General features: G+C 37.2%; 19 protein-coding genes. 12 read left to right on the top strand and 7 right to left on the bottom strand.

Features of this window, described 5'->3' with window-relative positions; genetic code table 11:
- The first annotated feature begins 546 nt into the window (after positions 1 to 546).
- The 5 genes from AB9L17_RS01610 (at position 547) to AB9L17_RS01590 (ending at position 4,869) form a co-directional block, all read left to right on the top strand.
- Entirely contained in the window at positions 547 to 1,365 is an 819-nt protein-coding gene (locus tag AB9L17_RS01610; protein ID WP_068985888.1) for a methyl-accepting chemotaxis protein, read from the top strand.
- Positions 1,366 to 1,621: 256 nt separating this feature from the next.
- Positions 1,622 to 2,212, top strand: coding sequence for a dienelactone hydrolase family protein (locus AB9L17_RS01605; RefSeq protein WP_223554711.1), 591 nt, complete (start codon positions 1,622 to 1,624; stop codon positions 2,210 to 2,212).
- Positions 2,212 to 3,168 carry a LytTR family transcriptional regulator DNA-binding domain-containing protein gene (locus AB9L17_RS01600; protein WP_068985886.1) on the top strand — a complete coding sequence of 319 codons (957 nt, stop codon included), beginning with the start codon at positions 2,212 to 2,214 and terminating at the stop codon, positions 3,166 to 3,168. The genes AB9L17_RS01605 and AB9L17_RS01600 overlap by 1 nt, the downstream gene beginning before the upstream one ends.
- Positions 3,169 to 3,316: 148 nt before the next feature.
- A complete protein-coding gene (locus AB9L17_RS01595; RefSeq protein WP_068985885.1) occupies positions 3,317 to 4,165 on the top strand; it encodes an ABC transporter ATP-binding protein in 849 nt (282 codons plus the stop codon).
- Positions 4,162 to 4,869, top strand: coding sequence for an ABC transporter permease (locus AB9L17_RS01590; protein WP_375199959.1), 708 nt, complete (start codon positions 4,162 to 4,164; stop codon positions 4,867 to 4,869). Before AB9L17_RS01595 ends, AB9L17_RS01590 begins: the two co-directional genes overlap by 4 nt.
- A 229-nt stretch (positions 4,870 to 5,098) precedes the next feature.
- Here AB9L17_RS01590 and AB9L17_RS01585 read toward each other — a convergent pair whose 3' ends face one another.
- Positions 5,099 to 6,889 carry a response regulator gene (locus tag AB9L17_RS01585; protein ID WP_375199958.1) on the bottom strand — a complete coding sequence of 597 codons (1,791 nt, stop codon included), beginning with the start codon at positions 6,887 to 6,889 and terminating at the stop codon, positions 5,099 to 5,101.
- Positions 6,890 to 7,090: 201 nt separating this feature from the next.
- Between AB9L17_RS01585 and AB9L17_RS01580 the strand changes: the two genes are divergently transcribed.
- The 3 genes from AB9L17_RS01580 to AB9L17_RS01570 all read left to right on the top strand — a co-directional run bounded on the left by AB9L17_RS01580 (position 7,091) and on the right by AB9L17_RS01570 (position 9,714).
- Positions 7,091 to 8,002 carry an ABC transporter ATP-binding protein gene (locus AB9L17_RS01580; protein WP_068985882.1) on the top strand — a complete coding sequence of 304 codons (912 nt, stop codon included), beginning with the start codon at positions 7,091 to 7,093 and terminating at the stop codon, positions 8,000 to 8,002.
- The gene (locus tag AB9L17_RS01575) at positions 7,999 to 8,934 is read left to right on the top strand and encodes an ABC transporter permease (RefSeq protein WP_375199957.1); all 936 of its coding nucleotides are present in this window, start codon (positions 7,999 to 8,001) and stop codon (positions 8,932 to 8,934) included. Before AB9L17_RS01580 ends, AB9L17_RS01575 begins: the two co-directional genes overlap by 4 nt.
- A 72-nt stretch (positions 8,935 to 9,006) precedes the next feature.
- Positions 9,007 to 9,714 (top strand): hypothetical protein, encoded by a 708-nt coding sequence (locus AB9L17_RS01570; RefSeq protein WP_223554716.1) that lies wholly within the window; start codon positions 9,007 to 9,009, stop codon positions 9,712 to 9,714.
- A gap of 482 nt (positions 9,715 to 10,196) precedes the next feature.
- On the opposite strand, the gene AB9L17_RS01565 is transcribed toward AB9L17_RS01570, so the two are convergent.
- Positions 10,197 to 10,793, bottom strand: coding sequence for a GNAT family N-acetyltransferase (locus AB9L17_RS01565; RefSeq protein WP_223554718.1), 597 nt, complete (start codon positions 10,791 to 10,793; stop codon positions 10,197 to 10,199).
- A 95-nt stretch (positions 10,794 to 10,888) separates the two neighbouring features.
- Between AB9L17_RS01565 and AB9L17_RS01560 the strand changes: the two genes are divergently transcribed.
- The 3 genes from AB9L17_RS01560 to AB9L17_RS01550 all read left to right on the top strand — a co-directional run bounded on the left by AB9L17_RS01560 (position 10,889) and on the right by AB9L17_RS01550 (position 13,443).
- Positions 10,889 to 12,250: a PLP-dependent aminotransferase family protein gene (locus tag AB9L17_RS01560; protein ID WP_375199956.1), complete on the top strand. Its 1,362-nt coding sequence runs from the start codon at positions 10,889 to 10,891 to the stop codon at positions 12,248 to 12,250.
- Positions 12,251 to 12,426: 176 nt separating this feature from the next.
- Positions 12,427 to 12,552 (top strand): hypothetical protein, encoded by a 126-nt coding sequence (locus tag AB9L17_RS01555; RefSeq protein WP_263297513.1) that lies wholly within the window; start codon positions 12,427 to 12,429, stop codon positions 12,550 to 12,552.
- 78 nt (positions 12,553 to 12,630) lie between these two features.
- A complete protein-coding gene (locus AB9L17_RS01550) occupies positions 12,631 to 13,443 on the top strand; it encodes an EcsC family protein (protein WP_223554722.1) in 813 nt (270 codons plus the stop codon).
- 67 nt (positions 13,444 to 13,510) lie between these two features.
- Here AB9L17_RS01550 and AB9L17_RS01545 read toward each other — a convergent pair whose 3' ends face one another.
- From AB9L17_RS01545 to AB9L17_RS01535, 3 genes are all read right to left on the bottom strand, one after another.
- Positions 13,511 to 14,554, bottom strand: coding sequence for a hypothetical protein (locus tag AB9L17_RS01545; protein ID WP_375199955.1), 1,044 nt, complete (start codon positions 14,552 to 14,554; stop codon positions 13,511 to 13,513).
- An 18-nt stretch (positions 14,555 to 14,572) separates the two neighbouring features.
- Positions 14,573 to 16,030 carry an MBOAT family O-acyltransferase gene (locus AB9L17_RS01540; protein WP_375199954.1) on the bottom strand — a complete coding sequence of 486 codons (1,458 nt, stop codon included), beginning with the start codon at positions 16,028 to 16,030 and terminating at the stop codon, positions 14,573 to 14,575.
- A 414-nt stretch (positions 16,031 to 16,444) separates the two neighbouring features.
- Positions 16,445 to 17,413, bottom strand: a complete 969-nt coding sequence (locus AB9L17_RS01535; RefSeq protein ID WP_223554728.1) for a quinone oxidoreductase family protein — start codon at positions 17,411 to 17,413, stop codon at positions 16,445 to 16,447.
- Between the two features lie 64 nt (positions 17,414 to 17,477).
- On the opposite strand from AB9L17_RS01535, the gene AB9L17_RS01530 reads away from it, so the two are divergent.
- Positions 17,478 to 18,095 carry a hypothetical protein gene (locus tag AB9L17_RS01530; protein ID WP_223554730.1) on the top strand — a complete coding sequence of 206 codons (618 nt, stop codon included), beginning with the start codon at positions 17,478 to 17,480 and terminating at the stop codon, positions 18,093 to 18,095.
- Between the two features lie 165 nt (positions 18,096 to 18,260).
- Here AB9L17_RS01530 and AB9L17_RS01525 read toward each other — a convergent pair whose 3' ends face one another.
- Positions 18,261 to 19,475, bottom strand: a complete 1,215-nt coding sequence (locus AB9L17_RS01525) for a dicarboxylate/amino acid:cation symporter (protein ID WP_068985873.1) — start codon at positions 19,473 to 19,475, stop codon at positions 18,261 to 18,263.
- 376 nt (positions 19,476 to 19,851) lie between these two features.
- Positions 19,852 to 20,829, bottom strand: a complete 978-nt coding sequence (locus AB9L17_RS01520) for an ornithine cyclodeaminase family protein (protein WP_068985872.1) — start codon at positions 20,827 to 20,829, stop codon at positions 19,852 to 19,854.
- Positions 20,830 to 20,908 lie beyond the last annotated feature (79 nt).

Raw genomic sequence — 20,908 nt, 5'->3', positions numbered from 1 at the left:
ATTATTTCTAGTTTAGGTTGTCCAAAAAAGAGAAAGCTATGTTAAGGTTTTGCGAAAGAAAAATAAAATAATTAAAGTTTTCTCCGGCAAAGCTAGTAGTTGATTTCCGTCCCGTCTGGGCGTCCGATGAGCCGCTAATCCCCAAAGAGTCGTCCAGCCTTCACTCCAATCAACTTACATTACATACATTTCAAAATGACACTTCAGCCTTTCGTTGTTAAACCTGCCTCTTTTTAAATCCGTATACCTTATTTATTAACACTATCTAATACCGTATTATTTTCTGCAAAGTTCTATTGCACATACTCCATGATTACCACGTCTGCAATATTCGTTACTAAACAAATCCAATCCCTGTTTAAAAATTAAACATATAGGACCATTAATATTGTACAATTTAAAAGGATAATGGTATTAATATAGTCTTTTTATTCTCTTCCTTTTTTCATACAATTAAAGAAGTATTACTTACCAAAAAATTACGTTTTTAAAAGAACTATATTATGCCCCAATTTAATAGGGCGTACATATACCGAGGAGGTTACTATGAAAATTCTTGAAGCATTAACAATGTCATTGCCTTACATTCATTTAGCTATGAAGGGCGAGTCCATGATTGGATTGGTAGATAAAGAAAGTGAGCGTATTATTGCTTATTTACCTGGGAAACGGATAGATTCTGGTTATAAAGTCGGGCAAAAACTTCATCCAGATGATGCAATTTTACATCTCCCACTTAAAGGAAAAAGTACGGATGAGCCTGTACCAGAAGAATATTATGGTGTGGTTTTTAACGCATTTTCTTTTCCCGTTCGTGAAAATGGGCAAATCGTAGGTGCGCTAGCTTTTGGAATACCTATTGATCATTCTCTCCAAATGGAGAAATATATTCTTACTATGAATGAAATTATCCAAAACCTACAGGATAAAGTACATACAATTGCCTCTCATTCGGAGGAGCTAGCTGCAACTAGTGAGGAGATTAATAAGCAGACACAATTTGCTTTAGAGGATGCTGAAAAAACAAATGGTATTACCGATTTAATAAAAAATATTTCGCGTCAAACCAATTTACTCGGATTAAATGCATCGATTGAGGCCGCACGAGCAGGTCAGCATGGTGCCGGATTTAATATAGTCGCACAAGAAGTTCGCAAGCTTTCTACTGAAACAACTACTGCTACTGATAACATTGAATCCTCGCTTCGAAGCATCAATCATAATCTTGAAAATTTAAAGCAAAACATGACTCAAATAAATGGTGCCACAAACGAACAGGCACAACTTGTTCAGGACTTTAGTGAAATCATTGAAGAGCTTAATTCGCTTAGTCTGGAAATGAAGGGTTTTATGTCTAAAAAATAAACTTAAAAAAGCTGTTCAGCATAATTTTTAGACTGAACAGCTTTTATTTTTGTGGTATTTAAGCGTCTTCCTAAGTCATCTCCCAGCTAAAAGGAGTTTAAAAATTTTTCCATTTTTAGTTTTACACACTTTTTACAATTGGATTTTTAACTCCAAAATAATTATATAAATATAATAAAATTAGTGCCGCAAATTTCTAAAATATACGATATGGTTACTTTTTGGTACACTATTGGAAAAAGAAAATGAGGCCTATATGAAAAGGAAAATATTTATTTTACATGAAATATACGGTGTAAACGATTTTATAAAAAAGCAAGCTGCAACATACAGTACCGCTAACACTACTGTTGAGTACATTTCCTTATATTCAGAAAATACAGTATTTACATATGAACAAGAACAGGAAGCCTATGGTTATTTCATAAATGAAGTTGGCTTTGATGCTCCTCTCAAAAAACTAAGCAACAAACTATTGGAAGCTAGGACAACTTATGATGAAGTGCTATTAATAGGATTTAGTGTAGGGGCAACTTTAGCTTGGAGACTATCTACACTCCCATTACAAGGGATCGTTTGCGTTTATGGTTCTCGCATCCGCCAATATCTTGAGGTCATCCCCTCTTGTCCAACACTTGTCATTTTACCAAGTCATGAGAAAAGCTTTGATGTCCTTGAATTAAAGAAAAAACTCGATACATTACCAGCAGTTCACACGAAACAATATAATGGTCAGCATGGTTTTATGGACTATTATAATCCGAACTATTGTCATGAAAGTTTTTTACAGGCACAAGGTGATATTTCACAATTTACAAACCAAAAGAGATCAAGGAGAACAAAATAATGGATCAAAATGAAAATATGATTATTGAACCTTATATAGAAGGAGGCAATGTTATTTATCCAAGCTTTCACCTTTCCTTACAGACAGGTATTATTATCGGCATTTATACAGATGTGACTAAAATCAATACATTGATGAAATGGTTTATGAAACAAGGCAATACGTATACACATCTTCGTGAAAGTGCTTTGTATGAGCGACTTACGGTTCGAGAATATATCCAATTTTGCTTAAGGCTTTTCAATGCTACTTCTGAAAAGATGGAGGATTTATTGCCATTAATCGCTTTAACGGAGCAAAAAAACATTAAAATCAGCAAGCTTTCAAATGGAGAAAAACAACGTTTAAAATTGATTCATACATATCTCAGTTCAGCACAAATACAAGTTTTAGAAGAGCCATTTCAAAATCTAGATGAGTTTTCCAAGCAAAAAGTCATTCAGTTATTGGGTGCCCTTCAAAAACAAGATAAAACAGTTATATTACTGTCTAATAATTTTGAGGATTTAATTGTTTCGAGTACAGCCATACATAGACTAGATACAATGGGCTTACATGCATTAGACGTTAAAGAAGATGAGACAGAGCCAGCTCCTCCTTCGCTTGAAAATGCACCTATTCGGCTTGATAAAATCCCTACGAAGAAAAATGACAAAATCATTTTATTTAATCCCCCTGAAATTGATTATATCGAAAGTGTTGAAGGGGTCGTTTCTGTGTATGTTGCAGGCGAAACCTATCCATGTACATTATCACTGAATGAGCTTGAGCAGAAATTGACACCGTTCGGCTTTTTTAGAAGTCATCGCTCTTATATCGTTAACTTGCAAAAGGTACGGGAAATCATTACATGGACTCGCAATAGTTACAGTCTAGCCTTAAATAGTAATGAAAGAGCTGTAGTACCTTTGTCGAAAAATAAGCTTGCAGATTTAAAGGAAATACTCGGAATTTAGTAGATTTCCCAGGAAATAAACGACTCCTGTCAGGTGAAATATTTCTCCACTAAAGGTCATTTTACTGCCTTTCACCTGTATTTTAATGTTGAGCTCTCCATTGTCCCTTATAGTGTAGATATCAACAACAACACAGGGAGGTTTTCAAATGAACGCAGTGATCGAGGTTCAGCATTTGAAAAAAACATTTAATAAGGAAGCAGCATTACAGGATGTTTCCTTTACTATTCAAAAAGGAGAAATATTCGGCTTTCTTGGCCCTAGTGGCTCCGGAAAAACTACTACTATTAAAATATTAACAGCACAAACTGAAAAAACTGCTGGCGAGGTTTTATTGTTTGGTCGCCCAGCAGATGAAATGAAACAAAGTCAAAATCGTAAACGCTTTGGTATTTTAACAGATAATAGTGGTCTGTATACACGACTTTCAATTGAAGAGAATTTATCACTATATAGTAATTTATACCAATTACCAAAATCAGCAGTAAAAGAAGCACTGGACTTTGTTAACTTAAATAGCGAGCGTAAAAAGAAGATTAGTCAGCTTTCTAAAGGGATGCTTCAACGTGTTACACTTGCACGTGCCATCATGCATAAACCAGAATTATTATTTTTAGACGAACCAACTTCTGCACTCGACCCTGTTAATACACAGCATATATATAATGGCTTGCGTAGGTTAAATGAAATGGGTACGACAATATTTTTAACAACACATGATATGAGTGAAGCAGAAATACTTTGTGATCGTGTCGCCTTCTTACATAAAGGAAAAATTCGGGCAATCGGTGCACCGAAACAGTTAAAAAAAGAATTCGGTGATGATTCTATTACTGTTGAGTTAAAAAATGGTGCTTGTGAAATCATTCAAACTGGAGAACAGGATGCACAAAAACTGTTTCATTGGATGCAGTCGAACGAAGTGTCTCGCATTTATACAAATGAACCAACACTAGGTAATATTTTTATGCAAATAACAGGGAGTGATTTACTATGAACATTTCAATGACACGTATTCAAGCTATTTTTATGAAGGATTATAAGGAATTTTCACGTAACTATGCGGTATCAACAATGGCATTAATGCCACTTATTATGGCTATTCTATACAATCAAACAGGTGCAAATGCTATAATAACCTATTTTCTTCCAATAAATATGGCGTTTTCTATGGTGACTACCTATGTACAATGTTGTTTAATTGCAGAGGAGAAAGAAAAAAATACACTTCGCAGTCTAATGCTTTCTCCCGCTTCACTTGGAGATATTTTAATTGGTAAAAGCTTGTTTGTCTTTATCGTTACAATAGTAGTTGTAGCCTTGACTATTTTTCTTGTTGGCTATGAACCTGCTAATTTTTTCATCATAGCTATTGCTTTAGTGTTTTCAGCTGTGTTCTATATTGCAATGGGAACAGTATGTGGATTATTCGCCAAATCGATTATGGAAGGATCTATTATTGTTCTACCTGTTATCTTTATTTTCTCATTCGCTCCTATTATCCTAGGATTATCGGAAGCCTTCCCTATTTTAAAAGTTGCAGAGTGGTTACCAAGTTCTCAATTGGTACTATTAGCAGAGGCTTTAGAAGGAACATTCACAACAATGGACGTCATTATTCCAATAGCTACTATCATCGTATGGTCACTAGTGACTTGGATTGTAGCAGGATTTATCTATAAAAAAAGAATGGTCGATTAATTTCTATTAAAGACAAGGGCTAACGTTATATTTTTAAGCTGAACTAATTATTTTAATTAGTTCAGCTTTACTTTTGATTATAATTACATTTCAGAACACTTATATAAATGTAATTATTTTACATACAATTAAAATATAAATGGAAGTGATTTTATGAGTACTTTTAACACCTAATGAATTAGAAAGAATGTGCCATTCGATAGTTTGACTTAGATTCCCTCTCACTTCGTTAAATTAGACACTCAATCCTTGCCTTCTCCACCGCTTCTTCACGGCTATGCACTTGCAATTTCAGGTAAATAGAGGAGATATAATTTCGGATCGTACCTTCCGACAGATGTAGCTTTTGTGCAATTTCCTTATTGCGAAGCCCTTCAGTCAAGCACCCGAGAACTTCGATTTCCCGCTCGGTTAGTTCATACCGATTCTGCACCTTATCCCCTATCTTGTGTTGAAACAATTGATGAGCTATATCCTGTGAGATCATCGTCCCCCCGCTATATATAAGTCGGATGGTTGCGGCCAATTCCTTAGGGTGTATCGATTTCAACATGTAGCCTTCTGCTCCAATACGAAGCGCTTCCGCTGCCAAGGCAACATCCTCTATTGTTGTAATCATAATGACCCGAATGTTTGGCCACGTCTCTTTAATAAACTTTGTAGCTTCGATACCATCCATTTCGGGCATGTTGATGTCCATTAATACAATGTCAGGACGGTTCTTCTTACATTCTTCGATAGCTTGCTTGCCATCTCCAACAACCACCACTTCAAAATCCTGTTCTTCTCCTAACAGCAATCTCAGACTCTCACTGACTAATGGCTGATCATCGGCCAACAAGATTTTGATTTTCTGTCCACCCTCATGAGATGAATTCGGAATCGTGCAAGTTACCATCGTGCCAGCATCCGTCTGCGAATGGATAAAGAGTTTGCCTTGCAATGGGGCTAGACGTTCCTTCATACCTGTCAGTCCGAATCCATACTCGAGGTTGTCGTCACCCTTGCCGTTATCCTGTACCTGTAGCATCATCTGCGTATGATCATATTGCAAAAGAACTTGAATCGTACTGGCTTGCCCATGACGGCTGGCGTTAGTTAGAGCCTCCTGCAGACAGCGATACAAGGCAAGCTTGGCCTGCTTCATCACAGGATAAGGCTCACCCATTGTACGGAATACGATTCGAATCCCGGTATTCATCTTGAATTCATCCATAATCTGAAGCAGCGCTCGATCCAACGGCAGCGCCTCCTCGATTGGATCCATTTGATGCACCTGGCGGCGAATGTCATCTAATCCCGTTCTCGCCAGCTTGAGCATTCCCTGCAGCTTGGCTTCTCCCTCTTCCGAATGAATATGGGATTTTAACGTCTCCATTCCTAAAATCATGGAAGTAAAGGTATGACCGATCGTATCATGTAGCTCACGAGCCATACGGTAACGTTCCTCTAACAGCGTCATTCTTTCAATCTGTGATGAATACTGCTCCAAAATCGTGTATTGCTCTTTTATCAACGAAAGCTTCTGTTTGATAGCATTAATCGCTAGGGCTCCTTTTTGCAGCGCGTAGCTTACCCCGTAGAAGATAAGCGCATCGATTATGCTTTGCCATATGACAGGGTGTGACAGCGATGAACTGAAAGAATCCCCTGTACTTAGAACAAACAGTGTGACGGCGATAGGAAGCGAGAACCAATGGGATAGCCCTCGGGTATAGAACGCAATCATAAAGAGAGCCGGTGGAAACAGACGTATCAGTCCAAAATCATAAGCAAGAAATAATGATACTCCACCCGCAAACAAGCACTCTGATATCAGGTATTGATAATAATGACCCTTCACAAATAAAAATGGGACAAGGTTACACAGCAAAAGAGGAACAAACACCATCCAAAAAGAAAAGGTTGGCTGATCTTGATACATAAAAATGATAACGGCGACGACCCATAGACAACGAATAACAAGCATATTCCAGTCCTGCCATAACCACCGATTTTCATTTTTAATTAAAAAACGCATATGTACAACTCCTTTCATCTTATTGAACTGAGAAAAAAAGCAGCCTGAAAAACCCTAATTTCCCTTGTCATATCAAGGTTATGACTTCTTGTCACTCGGCTTTATGACAATCGTTCTGCTAATTTGAAGATAGATGAGATTCCACTAGAATACAGAAAAGTATATCTCATTCCAATTACTAATAAAAGGGAGTGGTAGGCATTGTCGCTGCTACAAATTCGTGATCTTACGAAAAAAGTAGGAAACAAGATCATTGTTGATCAGGTAACGCTAAATATAGAAAAGGGAGAAATCCTGGGGCTCCTCGGTCCGAATGGTGCAGGAAAAACATCGACGATTCGGATGATTGTCGGTCTCATGTCCAAAACAAGAGGCCAAGTACTAATTGACGGTACAGATGCTCATACCCACTTTGAACAAACTATGAAGCATGTAGGCGTAATCGTGGAGAATCCGGATTTGTACAAATATTTATCCGGTTATGACAATCTACTTCACTTCTCTCGTATGACGCCAGGCGTGACAGAAGCAAGAATCCGAGAAGTCATTTCACTCGTTGGCTTGGAGCATAGTATCAGTGATAAGGTTGCGACCTACTCCCTGGGCATGCGTCAGCGCCTAGGTCTTGCCGTCGCTCTCGTCCATAAACCTTCCCTACTTATACTCGATGAACCTACCAACGGACTTGATCCGGCTGGTATCCGTGAACTGAGAGGTCACTTGAAGCATCTAGCTCAAAAAGAAAGTGTGGGAATTATGATCTCCAGCCACCTCATGTCCGAGATGGAAATGATGTGTGATCGGGTCGCTATTATGCAGAAAGGAAAACTGATTAGTACTCACAAAATATCAGATATGGAAGAAGATGAACGACTGCAAGTTCGATTTGAAGTCGATCGACCGGATCTAGCTGTACAAATTCTCCAAACGCTAATGTCTGGCGATGAAATCACGACCGATCAACGACATATACAAATCCGCATCGCCAAGTCGGATATTCCGGAGATTAGCCAAAAGCTAATGGCTTCCGGAATTAACGTATATGGCGTCCACACGCTCAAAAAGACGCTGGAAGACATATTTATCGAGATAACAGGAGGGGAAGACCATTGATTTCATTCATTCGCAATGAAAACATGAAGATTTATAAACGAAAGCGGACGTGGGTTATGATTGCAATCGTCTTGTTATACGTAGTACTTCAAATCGTGAATTTGAAAACAGCCGGAAGTGACGCTGTAAACGATAATTGGAGAGTACAGTTAGAACAAAAGAACGTTCAACTCCGCCAGGAAGCAAGCAAGTCGGACGCGCTGAACATTGAAATCAAGCAGGCTGAGAAACACATAGTGCTGAACCAGTACTATTTAGACAAAGACATTCCACCTAGCACCAATGCATGGACCTTTGCAGTGAGCCTAGTAAGGAATATCATTTTTGCGGTTTCCCTTATCTCCATTATTATCGCTGGCGAGATTGTTGCTGCTGAATTCGTATCCGGTACGATTAAACTTTTATTGACCCGTTCGGCTAGTCGCACCAAAATCTACATCTCCAAGTATGTCGCCGCTATCTTGTTCGGCCTTATGTTATCAGTGGCTGGAATATTAACATCGATTTTCCTTGGTGGCTTCATATTCGGCTTTGATGGATTAGCGGACAGTTATTTCTATGTAAAGAACCAAGCTGTAGAGGAAGTTCCGATGCTACAAGCTCTACTTGTGGGATATGTGCTTAATATTCCATTCTTGCTCATCGTGATTACGTTGGCATTTATGATTTCTGCCGCCTTTCGGAGCACAACTTTCTCCATCGTTATTTCCCTGTTCGTCTCGTTAACTGGGTTTATTATTGCGATTGCGATGGACGGCTGGAGCTGGACGAAATACTTTGTCTTCTCCCACACTGACCTTACTCCGTACATATACGGAAATCCTTCTGTTGATGGGGTAACGTTGGGCTTTTCTCTCGTATTTATTGGTATCCATCTAGCAGTCATGTATTTAGTATCCTACCCTATATTTGTAAAACGTGATGTGGTCTGAGTGGCGAACTTCGAAATTGAGCAACAAAAGCGGAATTTTAGATCAATCTCTGCTAGAAAAAGGAGGATAAATATGAACAAAATGAAGAGAATAAAGGGCGCTATGCTTGTAGTGTTATTGCTGTTGATTGCTGCTTGCGGAGCGAAAGAAGAATCATCAGAGAAGGACCTAGAATTATCGGTGGTCGGTCTGACAAAGCTTGTCATTGATCATCGGAATGGGGAAATTCAGGTTTCAGGGAACTCTGATTCAGATAAAATCGAAGTCGTTGCTGTGGCCAAGAGCAACGGGGTCAGCATGGATAAATTGGAATTAAATCTAGAAGCACAGAAAGATATTGCTTATTTAGATGCACGTTTTAGAGGGCAATTCCTCGCTATGGGATCGGGGGCAGTCGATCTGGAAATCAAAGTTCCAAAGCAGCTTAAGCTGGATATTAAATCCCATCGTGACGGCAATATCCAAGTATCAGAGCTAGCGTCCAGCGCCAAGATTGAAAATATCAATGGTGATATTCAAATATCGAATCTAACCGACTCACTTGAAATTGATAATCGAGATGGTGACATCACCGCTCGTGATATCGGTTCGGATGTAGTTATTAACAATATCAATGGACATATTACGATTGATCAGATAGGTGGCTCAGCACAGATACACGTAGGTGATGGTAGTCTAGATATCAACCACGTGGCGAAAGATGCTTCTATTACTCAGTCAGGTAACGGAGAAGTCAGGATTGGTGAAGTAAAGGGCAAGATCCTTAAGAATAAAGAATAGTGAATGAACGACCCTTGTCTCGATTCATCTGATAAAAATAGATTTAGTTCAGAAGAAAAAAAGGATTCTTCTCCAAATAGATAAAAGAGAAACTATTCAAGGATCGGGATAAAGAACAAAAGAAAAGCGCTGTCAAAAAGCAGACTTTTCTTTTGTTTCTAGCTATGCAACAGTGGATTTAGGGTGAAATTTATTTTGATCAAACATTGTAAGGTTGCTTTGTAACTTTGAATAAAAATTTTTCAAAATGACTTGTAATCCATCATTTATGATTTAGTGCTACATATTGTTCTACCGTTATTAGTCGGTTCACATCTATCAACCAAGCATTAACCGTCGTTCTCTCCTTTCACTCTCTCAAATTTTAGGTACTCTTCCCCTTCTTATCTATTTTTGACACCGCCTATGGGAGACTACTGTAGCTGCCGCTTTGCTCTTGCTACAAAAAACATTTGCTGAAAGAAATTAAATAAATACCATTTTCATCCTAATTCTTTAGTAGAATCAACTAGCAACTGCTGTAAATGTTTTTTCACTTCAGGCCATTCTTGTAAAGTAATACTATACATCACAGTATGGCGAGTTGTGCCATCCTTGCGCACCATATGATTACGTAAAACACCCTCCTTTTTTCCTCCTATACGTTCAATTGCTTTTTGAGCACGCACGTTTTCATGGTCTGTTTTAATTTGTACACGTTGTAGATTTAACACTTCAAAACAGTATTGTAGTAATAAATATTTGCAATTCGTATTTATAGTGGTACGCCAAAAAACAGGTGTAATCCATGACGTACCTATTTCAAGCCGTTTATGATTCTCATCAATATCCATAAACCTAGTCGAACCAATGATTTGCCCAGAATTTTTATCCACAATAACAAATGGAAACTCTGTTTTCGCGTTTTTTGCAGATAGTGCCTTGTCCACAAAGTTATGCACATCATCCATTTTCTCTATCATTGTGGACAAATAAGGCCAAATCTCTGGATAACTACCAGCCTCCAGTATCCCTTGAGAGTCCTTTTGTTCTAATGGTTTAAGTAATACTACTTCATTTTCTAACGCTACAAAATTCATTTTCATTCACTCCTTTTTCACTATTTAACGGTAATTTTGATATGATGAATATAACCAATTTTCAAAAAACACACCATACCAGGAGGTGCAATATTTTGGAGTTATCGATTTCATTTACTGGGGATACATCGAAATACGTGCAAATTTACGAAGAAATAAAACAAGCAGTTATCAACAATAAACTACCGGCCCATGAGCAGTTACCTTCTAAACGAACACTTGCTAAAACGCTCGATGTTAGTGTTCATACGATTAAGGAAGCATATGAGCAATTGCTAGCGGAAGGCTATATCTATAGCAAGGAACGCTCAGGTTATTTCATAGCTCCCTTTGAATTCGAATGGGGACAGCAGCTGAAGCCGCATACATCCCCTGCTATAACACCAATTACATATGATATAAAATTTGATTTTAACAACGGACATGTGGATAAAGAGGCTTTTCCAATTTCCATCTGGCATAAGCTGTTGAAAAAGCACTTCAATGTGAATAACTTAACGACAAGCCCTTGGCAAGGAGAGGCTCTATTACGGACGGAAATCGCTCGCTACGTTGAACGTTCAAGAGGCGTTACTTGTGAAGCATCACAAGTGTTTGTTTATAGTGGTACACAAAGTCAACTTCAAGCTCTATGTCACTTTTTTGGCCCAAAAACACATGTTGGCTTAGAGGAGCCTGGCTTTAAAAGAGTACGTGCAATATTGCAACAATGTGGATTAACAACTCACGCTATTCCTGTTGATCACTCAGGGGTTACAATACCGAAAAAACCTATCCACATGTTATACACAACACCCGCACATCAGTTTCCGCTCGGCATGGTCATGCCCGTTGAACGGCGTGCAGCACTTATGCAATGGGCAATTTCTGAGAAAGCATATATTTTTGAAGATGATTATGATTCAGAATTTCGCTATAAGGGGCTCCCTATCCCTTCATTAGCAAAAATGGATCAGCTTCAGCGTGTTATTTATTCCGGAACATTTTCAAAAACACTTATCCCATCGCTACGCATAAGTTACATGATTTTGCCTAAATCACTAGTCGAGGATTTTATTCTTTTTAATCAGGAACAAAAGTCTGTTGTCTCAAAAATAGACCAGCTTGTGATAGCCGATTTTATTGCTCAAGGTTTTTTCGATAAGCATTTAGCTAAAATGCGCACTATTTATCGCAAAAAGCAACAGACCTTACTAGCAGCTATTAACACAAATTTTTCCGAGGATTTCGAAGTAATTGGGGAAAAATCTGGGCTACACATTGTTATGAAGCTACCAAAAAGGCTTGCTGAACAGACTGCGATTAGTCTTGCACGGGAGGCAGGAATCAAAGTCTATCCATGTTCAACCTCCTATCAGCAAGTCTCTAAACACGCCATGATTATTATAGGCTATGGCGGGCTGACCTTTGAGCAAATCAAAGAAGGTATCGCGTTACTTGCAACAGTTTGGCAATAATCCCCCGCATTAATGTCGCAATTTTTCAAAAACTAACGAAACCTTTTTTAAATTCCTTACGTATATCAATTATGCCTCGGCATAATTGCGTCCGAAATCTGCTTTGTGCCTAGGCCTGCAGATGTTTTTTGCGCGAAAGCGTAGTGCTAACGTAGCGTCAGCAACAGATGTTTTTTGTGCGAAAGCGCAGTGCTAACGCAGCGTCAGCAACGTGTTTTTGTCTGTGCGAAAGCGTAGCGGCAGCAACACAGCATGATGTGGTCACTCAGTCATTGCCACAGGACATGGCGTTCTTAGACTGAGTTCCTCTATTTCAGTGGGTGTTTGAACACCCGCTGAAAGAAGTTAATTAAATGCAAAAAATAAGGGGAATAGACAAAATGGAGAATGTCGAGCAATTAGAAAAGCATTTACAGGAAATTCAAGCATGGGAAAAAGATCAAAAGGATTTGTGGTTTTTTGATAAATTAGGTCGCATCCCATTTAAAATCTTAGATAAGATGACACCTACCTTCCTGCAAAATAAAATAGCATTACTAGTTGATGAATTAGGAAGCTATATTCAAACAGGTGGTAAATATTTAATTAATGAACAAGCAATGATGCAGAAAATCCGTAACCAATCTTCGTTTCAAAATATTTTTGCTATATCCGATATTAGTCAAATGCCGCTAGAGGATATGATTGCGCTAAGTGACAAATTACAAAATGAGCGTGTGAAATTCGCAACAGTGCAAGGTGCTTCTACTGGCTTTGGTGGTATTTTCACATTGGCTATTGATATTCCTCTTATTTTAGGGATGGCTTTAAAAACATTGCAAGAGATTGCGATCATTCATGGCTATGATCCGAACGATAAAATGGAGCGTATTTTCATCGTAAAATGTCTCCAATTCAGCTCCGCCGATATTGTCGGCAAAGAAGCGATATTGAAGGAACTTTCGTCCATGTATGATACTCATAATAACGCAGCAGAAAATGTGATTTCACAGCTTCAAGGTTGGAAGGAAGTATTCTTTACGTATCGCGATCAGTTTGGTTGGAAAAAGCTGTTCCAAATGATTCCGATTGCCGGGATGATTTTCGGTGCCTTTGCCAATAAAGGCATGATGCAAGATGTTGCCGAAGCAGGTATTATGCTCTATCGTAAGCGACGTATTTATGAAAAAATAAATGAACTACACAAGCAATAACACTAACAATATCAACATTGAAAAAAGATGGCTCTGACCGTACAGGTCGGAGTCATCTTTTCATCTCTTATTCAATATCTATATCTACCACTACATTTTCAAGGTACTCATCAAGATTCCCTTTATTTACAGCTTGCATAATAGTTGATTGATCTTCCCTGTTCTCTAAAGATTTTATTATTAAATATCCCACATTTGGATAGTAATGAAGCCAATCAAAAAAGTTATCCACATTTGTTGTTACTTCATTCACAGTATGGAAGCTATAGACGGTACCAAACACATCCACCATTTCGTTCATCCATCTGCTATATGCCTCGTAACGATTATCATTATGCAAAATTGTTTGAAGTCGTTTGGCAGGCATTAACTCCGTAAAGACAACTAATTCTGTATTTGGAAATGCCTCTTTTATAGCTTGAAGCTTTTTCCGATAGTCATGATCATACATAAAAGGCTTGGTTGACTCTGCTTTAAAATTTTTCTTAAATTCTTGCCACGACTGCTCCATATCATCATTCGGATATGTAGTTTGTGCAATATTATTACGCATGTAACTACGAGCACCATCATAATGATTTGCCTTAGAGATATCATAATTAAAACGAGCATAATGCATAGTGCTTTCTGAAAATAAAGATTTTATTGCATAAAACGGTGCCTCAGACGTCTCAATATAAGTTTGCGGCGGATTCAATGTATTAGGTTTGCTAGTATTAGCTGAATCAAAATATAACTCAATAAAAATCTTCTTAAAAGGCTTACCATTTTTCTTTTCAGCATATTTCATATAAGGCAAGTATTCTTCTATCTGCAGCCCACTTAATGAATAATTATAGACACTTTCTGTTGTAAAGGCCCTTTCATCAAGATACGTAATCCTGCTCGTTCCAATTAGCAAACTATCATAATTGAAATCATGGTTATTAATATAATTTGTTTTTAATTGTCTTTCATCAAAGCCAAGCTGATAGTCGTTAAAGTCATTGGCATGTGTGTAATTCCATAGAGGATCAATATAATAATTGAAACCCATAATTCCGAAAACAGGTAATCCTATTACGATGAAGGATGTGGCAAACAATTTTACTAACCATTTTTTCGGATCCAAGTTAATTCACACCTTTATTTAGAAATTAAAATATAAGAATATACTATTTTTCTGCATATAGTAGATCGATATAAGAACTAGCGCAATCATACATTGCATATAAATGATTGCTCCCCAATTAAATTTCATCTTATCCATTAACTGAATAGAATTTAAGGCAGTAAATGCAAATACAAGTGTGATTAAAAGTCCTACAACAATCACGATTGGATCACTTAATGTTAATCCCATAACACTAAATGCTTCCGCTTGAGCAAAATTAGTAAGTGGCTCAGTAAAGAAGCTCGTTATAGATTCCATATTTGGCGTAAACATTTTAGATATGATAGTATTTGCTTGCTCGAGGCTTGTTGCACGGAAATATACCCAAGCAATGTTAACAAATTGGAAAGTTATAAACCACGAAAGTAAATAAGGAAGTTTAACACCTGTTTTACTAAAAAGTCTTACCACAACAGACGCAAAACCATGCATGAGTCCCCATAAAATAAAATTCCATCCAGCGCCGTGCCAAAATCCACTGATGAAGAAAATAATTAAAATATTTATATAAGTCCTAAATTCCCCTTTTCGGCTACCACCTAACGGAAAATATACATATGTAGTTAAAAACCGGTTCAAGGTCATATGCCACTTTTTCCAAAACTCCTGAATATTACGTGCTTTGTAGGGGGAGAAGAAATTTACTGGTAATTTAATATTAAATAATAAGGCTAAACCAATCGCCATATCGGAATATCCACTAAAATCGTAATAAAGTTGTACGGTATACGATAAGGAAGTAATCCACGCTTCTACAAAACTTAAGTTACTATAATTTTCAAAACCTGCATTAGCCCATATGCCCACCGTATCCGCAATAACAATCTTTTTGACTAAACCGATGACAAAGATAAATAAGCCACGTGCAACATTGTCATGAATAATTTTTCGATTTTCTTTAATATCATACTGTGGAAGCATTTCATCATGCTGAACAATTGGCCCCGCTACTAATTGTGGGAAAAACAAAATGAACAGCGCATAATTGCTAAATTTATAATGAGCTGTTCCATCTCGATAACTATCAACAATAAAAGCAATTTGTTGAAATGTAATAAAACTAAGCCCTAATGGTAGCAATAAATGCAACATTGCAAAATCTGTATCGAATAAACTATTAATATTTGTAATAAAGAAATCTGTATATTTATAGTAACAAAGTATTAAAACATTAAAGACTACTCCGATAATCATATAAGTCTTTCTCAGACGATGATTGCTATTATTAATGATCCGACTTAAAGCAAAGTTCACAATGATTGAGACCGTGATGATTGCTAAATAAGTTAACTTAAAATAACCATAAAAAAACAAAGAGCTCAGTACCAACCAATAAATCGCATATTGTTGGTTACTGAATCGATTTAAGAAAAAATAGACTACAAATGTAATTGGTAAAAATAGAAAAATAAATTCAAAGGAATTAAAAAGCACTCCATCACTCTCCTATTAGCCATTCCTTTATATTCGCGCTTAATTATACAAGAGGCCAAACATAACATTATATTTTAAAATTGACCTAAAACAAATAACAATATCAAAATAAAGTAAAGAAATACAAAAATCCATATAATAATATCGTATTTTAACAAATATTTGAAGAGATTTCCGTACTATTATAGAATGTAGGCCCTTCGGCAAATCTGTGCGAAAGCGGAGTGTTAACGAAGCGTCAGCAACAACTTAAGCGGAGGAAGCAGATCGACGCTCGCCCACAGGAAAGCGAGTAGCCTGGATCGAAAATCACCCTCATTTAAAGAGCTACAACATCACCAAAATCCCCTTGACCATTTTGTTTTTTTACACTATGAAACCCTGTATAGTGTGTATCTATACAGGGTCAATGTTTTATATTTTAATTAAAATTTTCCCTTGATGCTGACGACTTTCCATTAATTCATGGGCTTTCTGCATGTCTTCTAATGCAAAAACATTGGCAATTGGTACTTGGAAGCTTTCATCTTTCAATAAAGTAAACATCTCCTGTGCAACTTGTTGTAGCATTTCTGGTTTGAAAGCTCGAGTCGTTCCTAAGCTAAAGCCTTTCACATTGCGGCAGCTACTATGTAAATCAGATGTTTTTATATTTCCTGCCTTGCCACCACTATTTCCAAATTGCACTAGCGTACCATAAGGAGCTAAGCAGTTAAAACTCTCTTCCGTAATATTGCCTGCAATTGAGTCAAAAATAATGTTAACACCTTGACCATCCGTATATTCATTAACTTGTTCACTAAAATTATCATATGTCAGTACATGATGTGCACCTAGTTCATAGGCAATTGGCGCTTTCTTCATATTACTAACCGTGCCAATAATTTTCTTTGCACCTAGCCTTTTCGCCATTTGAATAAGCATTGTCCCTACCCCACCGGATGCAGCGTGAATTAATACACGATCGTCCTTACTAATTGGAGCAATTTGATGTGTCAAAAGATAGGATAGAAATGAAACTGTTGGCACAGCAGCTACCTTTTCCAAAGGGACATCATTTGGAATTTTAAAGACAAGCTGCTCTTTCGCCACCACATATTCTGCATAGGCTCCATTTTTCGGGAATGCAATTACTTGGTCCCCCTTTTTAAAAACACTACTTTCATCAAAAACTTCTTCCACTACACCCGCTACATCTAAACCAAGTATCATCGGAAAATTCGCTTTTGCCTTATTACCTGTTCGGTTTTTAATATCAGCAAAATTCACACTCGTATATGACGTGCGTATTAATACCTCCCCTGCCGAAATAGTAGGCTTTGGACATTCCACATACTTTAAAACATCAGAAGTGCCAAACTCATTGATGATAACCGCCTTCATAAAATTCCCCCTCCTTGTTATAGTAAGATTATAAAACAAATAAGAAATAAATGGAGGTATTTCCATGAAAATGAAACTTAAAAAAGAACAACATAATGGCATTGCATACAATTACTTTGACAGCACTAGCGATAAAGTTTGCTTTATGTTCTCTGGCACAGGCTATACTTATGAAAAACCACTTCTTTATTATTCCACTGCACTGATGCTAGAGCTTGGCTATGATGTTGTACAGGTATGCTATACATTTGATCCGCAACAATTCGAACAGGAGCCAGAAGCTATTTCAGAAATGGTTTATAATGCTGCAAATCCTATTGTAAACTATATTTTAAGCACCAAATCTTATACGGAAGCTGTATATATAGGAAAATCACTTGGAACATTGGCTATCATAGATTTTTATTTGCAACAGCCTTCACTTGTTCCTTCTCGTTATGTACTTTTAACTCCCTTATTATCTCTTGAACATATCATGCAAAACTTATTAGAAAAGCAGACGTTTTTAGCAATTGGTACAGCTGATCCTCATTACTCTAAAGAACGTTTAGAACAACTCTCTTCCCATGAGCTTGCTATTGTAGAAAATGCTGACCATTCTCTTGAAATAGCTACTAATGCAATAGAATCAATCATCATTTGCCAGTCACTATTAATAGCGCTTAAAGCATATCTTCAATAAGATTATCAGAACCTTTTCGTGAAATATCGGTATGTTTTTAAGATTTATCGGAACAATTTCATCGTTTATCGGAATGTTTCTCAAATCTATCGGAACACTTTTTCATAAGCGAAAAAATATGGCTTGAGCCCATTAAAATAAGGCTCAAGCCACTTTTAGACTTTTTTAAACTCCTTCATTTGAGTATTCAGGGTTTCTTTGATGAACAATCTGTGTTCCTGCTATATCACCAGTAATATTGACCACGGTATTCCCCATATCTACAATTGGAGAAACAGCCGCAATGATTGGGATTATTGTAAGAGGAAGACCCATTGTAGAAAGCAATAGTGATGCAGTCACAACATCCGCCCCTTTCACTCCTGCGCAGCCCATTGCAAGAACAACACCTAAAAAAGCAGTTTGTAAAATCATACTGAACGTAATAGGGAGCCCATATAGATTTGCCGCAAATACTGCTAGAACACCTAATGTCGATGCTAATCCATTCATATTAAGTGTAGCGCCAAGTGGAAGCGTGAAACCATATATATGTTCTGGTATTTTAAGTCCCCTTTTTGAAACCTCCATCGACGCAGGAAGTGTTGCACTACTTGATGTTGTACTACAAGCTACAAGCATAGCTGGACTTATTTGTTTGTAAAAGAAAACTGGACTGGTTTTTCCTAATACTTTTAACATAATCGGATAGACCACTAAGAGAATAATTAAAAACCCGATAAATGCTGATAATACATATCGACCAACTTCGATCACTACCCCAAACCCAAGCGTTCCGACAACGTTTGCGATTAATGCCATAATTCCAAATGGAGCAAAATTAATAACAATTTCAGCAATCTTAATCATCAAATCCGCGCCTTCATGAGCTAATTCCTTAATTCTATTCACTTTGTCTCCAAGAAGTACTATGGCAACTCCGACAAAAACAGCAAAGATAATAATTTGAAGCATATTGGTCTCTGCCATTGATTGCACAACGTTTGACGGAAACCATTGAACAATATTATCAAGAAAACTAAATTCCTCTTGATCTATAGCTTCTGTTTTACCGAGAAGCCCTACCTCTCCTTTACCTGGGCTGATCAAAAGGGCCGTAACGACACCAATAATCGTCGCTAATAAAGTGGTAAGAACATAAATAATCATTATTTTACCACCGATAGACTTTAACATTTTAATATCTTCAAGCTTAGTAATACCCGATACAATACTGAAAAAGGCCAATGGAACGATGAGCATTTGTAACAAGCGAATAAAAATGTCCCCGATAGGTTTTATAATGGCAACTTTGGGTCCAAAGACAAAACCTAACACAATCCCTACTAATACCCCGATGAAAATCTTTACATATAGCTTTTGATTCCTCCACCACTTCATGCAAACACCTCCTTATTCTCTAAGCACAAAAGACAAAATATTCAGTTAACTAAATCCGCAATATTTAACTAACATCTGTATTAATCTTCATTATTTTTAAGTGGGACTTAAATTTTTGTGTAAAAAACGATCTGTTACCAAAATATAGGGCAGTATTTTTGTTAAAACGTATGCGGTTGAATTGGAGTGAAGACTGAACACCCCTAGGAAGCTTTGCTCTGCGCGAAAGCGAAGCGTCAGCGTCAAAGCGCCCAGTCGGAATAGAAATCAACCCCACGTTATAATGATGAGCCAAAAAATGGACTCAATTAAAATATTTCAACATCTTGATAGTTCCGTACCAACTTAGTTATTTAAATGACACTTAACTATAATTTTAAAGGTTAATGTAAGTCCCCATTTTATGTTTAATAGCCTTGTCATAAAAATACTTTGCAACTACAATGTCTACAACCGCTAATCCTACCGATTTAAATAGCGTAATTTCTTCTGCACTTTCTCTTCCTTTTAGTTGCCCGTCAATAATTTGTCCGAGCTCTCCAAAGATATCACCCGAATCAAAGACTCCTTCATTTATTGGAATTATTATGTCACCAGTCTCTTCTATGGCTGCTTCTTTAGATTCAACTACTACTTTGTGAGCTGAAGAAAGAGCATGAGACGGCAATTCCTGCATCGTAGGTCTGAATGAACCAACCGCATTTACATGAACACCTGGCTTTAACGGTTCAGAAAAAACTGGTGTTGAAGAATTGGTTGTGGTCACAATAATATCAGCTTTAAGTACCGCTTCATTCGGATCTGAATAAACTTGTACATGCTTATCGAATTTATTTCTAATATACTTCGCGAATTCATGTGCTTTTTGCTCCGTTCTATTATAAAGAAGAATTTCTTCAATATTTCGTACAGCTACTATTGCTTCAACTAGACCTTTTGCTTGTTCCCCCGTGCCGATGATGCATAACTTTTTTGAATCTTCACGAGATAAATACTTCGTTGCAACACCTGATAAAGCACCCGTTCTAATCATTGTTAAATAAGAACCTTCTAGTAGAGCAATTGGTTCGCCAGTTTTAAAATCTGATAGCATTACTACGCCCGTTATCGTTTTCTTACCTAATTCTTTATTATTAGGTGCTACTGTTACTATCTTTAATCCGACACTACTAAGTTCTTCTGCTACCGATGGCATAATCAATGCTGTATTTTGGCCGTTATCGAAAGGCAGAGCAGCGCGGATAGGTGTAATAGTTCTATTTGCTGAAAATTCCCTCAAGGCAACAGCCACACATTCAATAACTTCATTCATATCTACTAAACTTTTTTGTTCATCCGTACTTATAACTAACATAATTCCCCACCCTTTTTCTAACTTTATATCCATCGCATTCGGTACAAAAATTAAATTTTTGGCTACTACATTAGGTGCA

Source organism: Lysinibacillus sp. RS11 (assembly GCF_042019215.1).
Classification (GTDB): Bacteria; Bacillota; Bacilli; order Bacillales_A; family Planococcaceae; genus Lysinibacillus; species Lysinibacillus xylanilyticus_A.
Note: the sequence above shows the minus strand (reverse complement) of the source record. Positions and strands in the feature narration are given on the sequence as shown.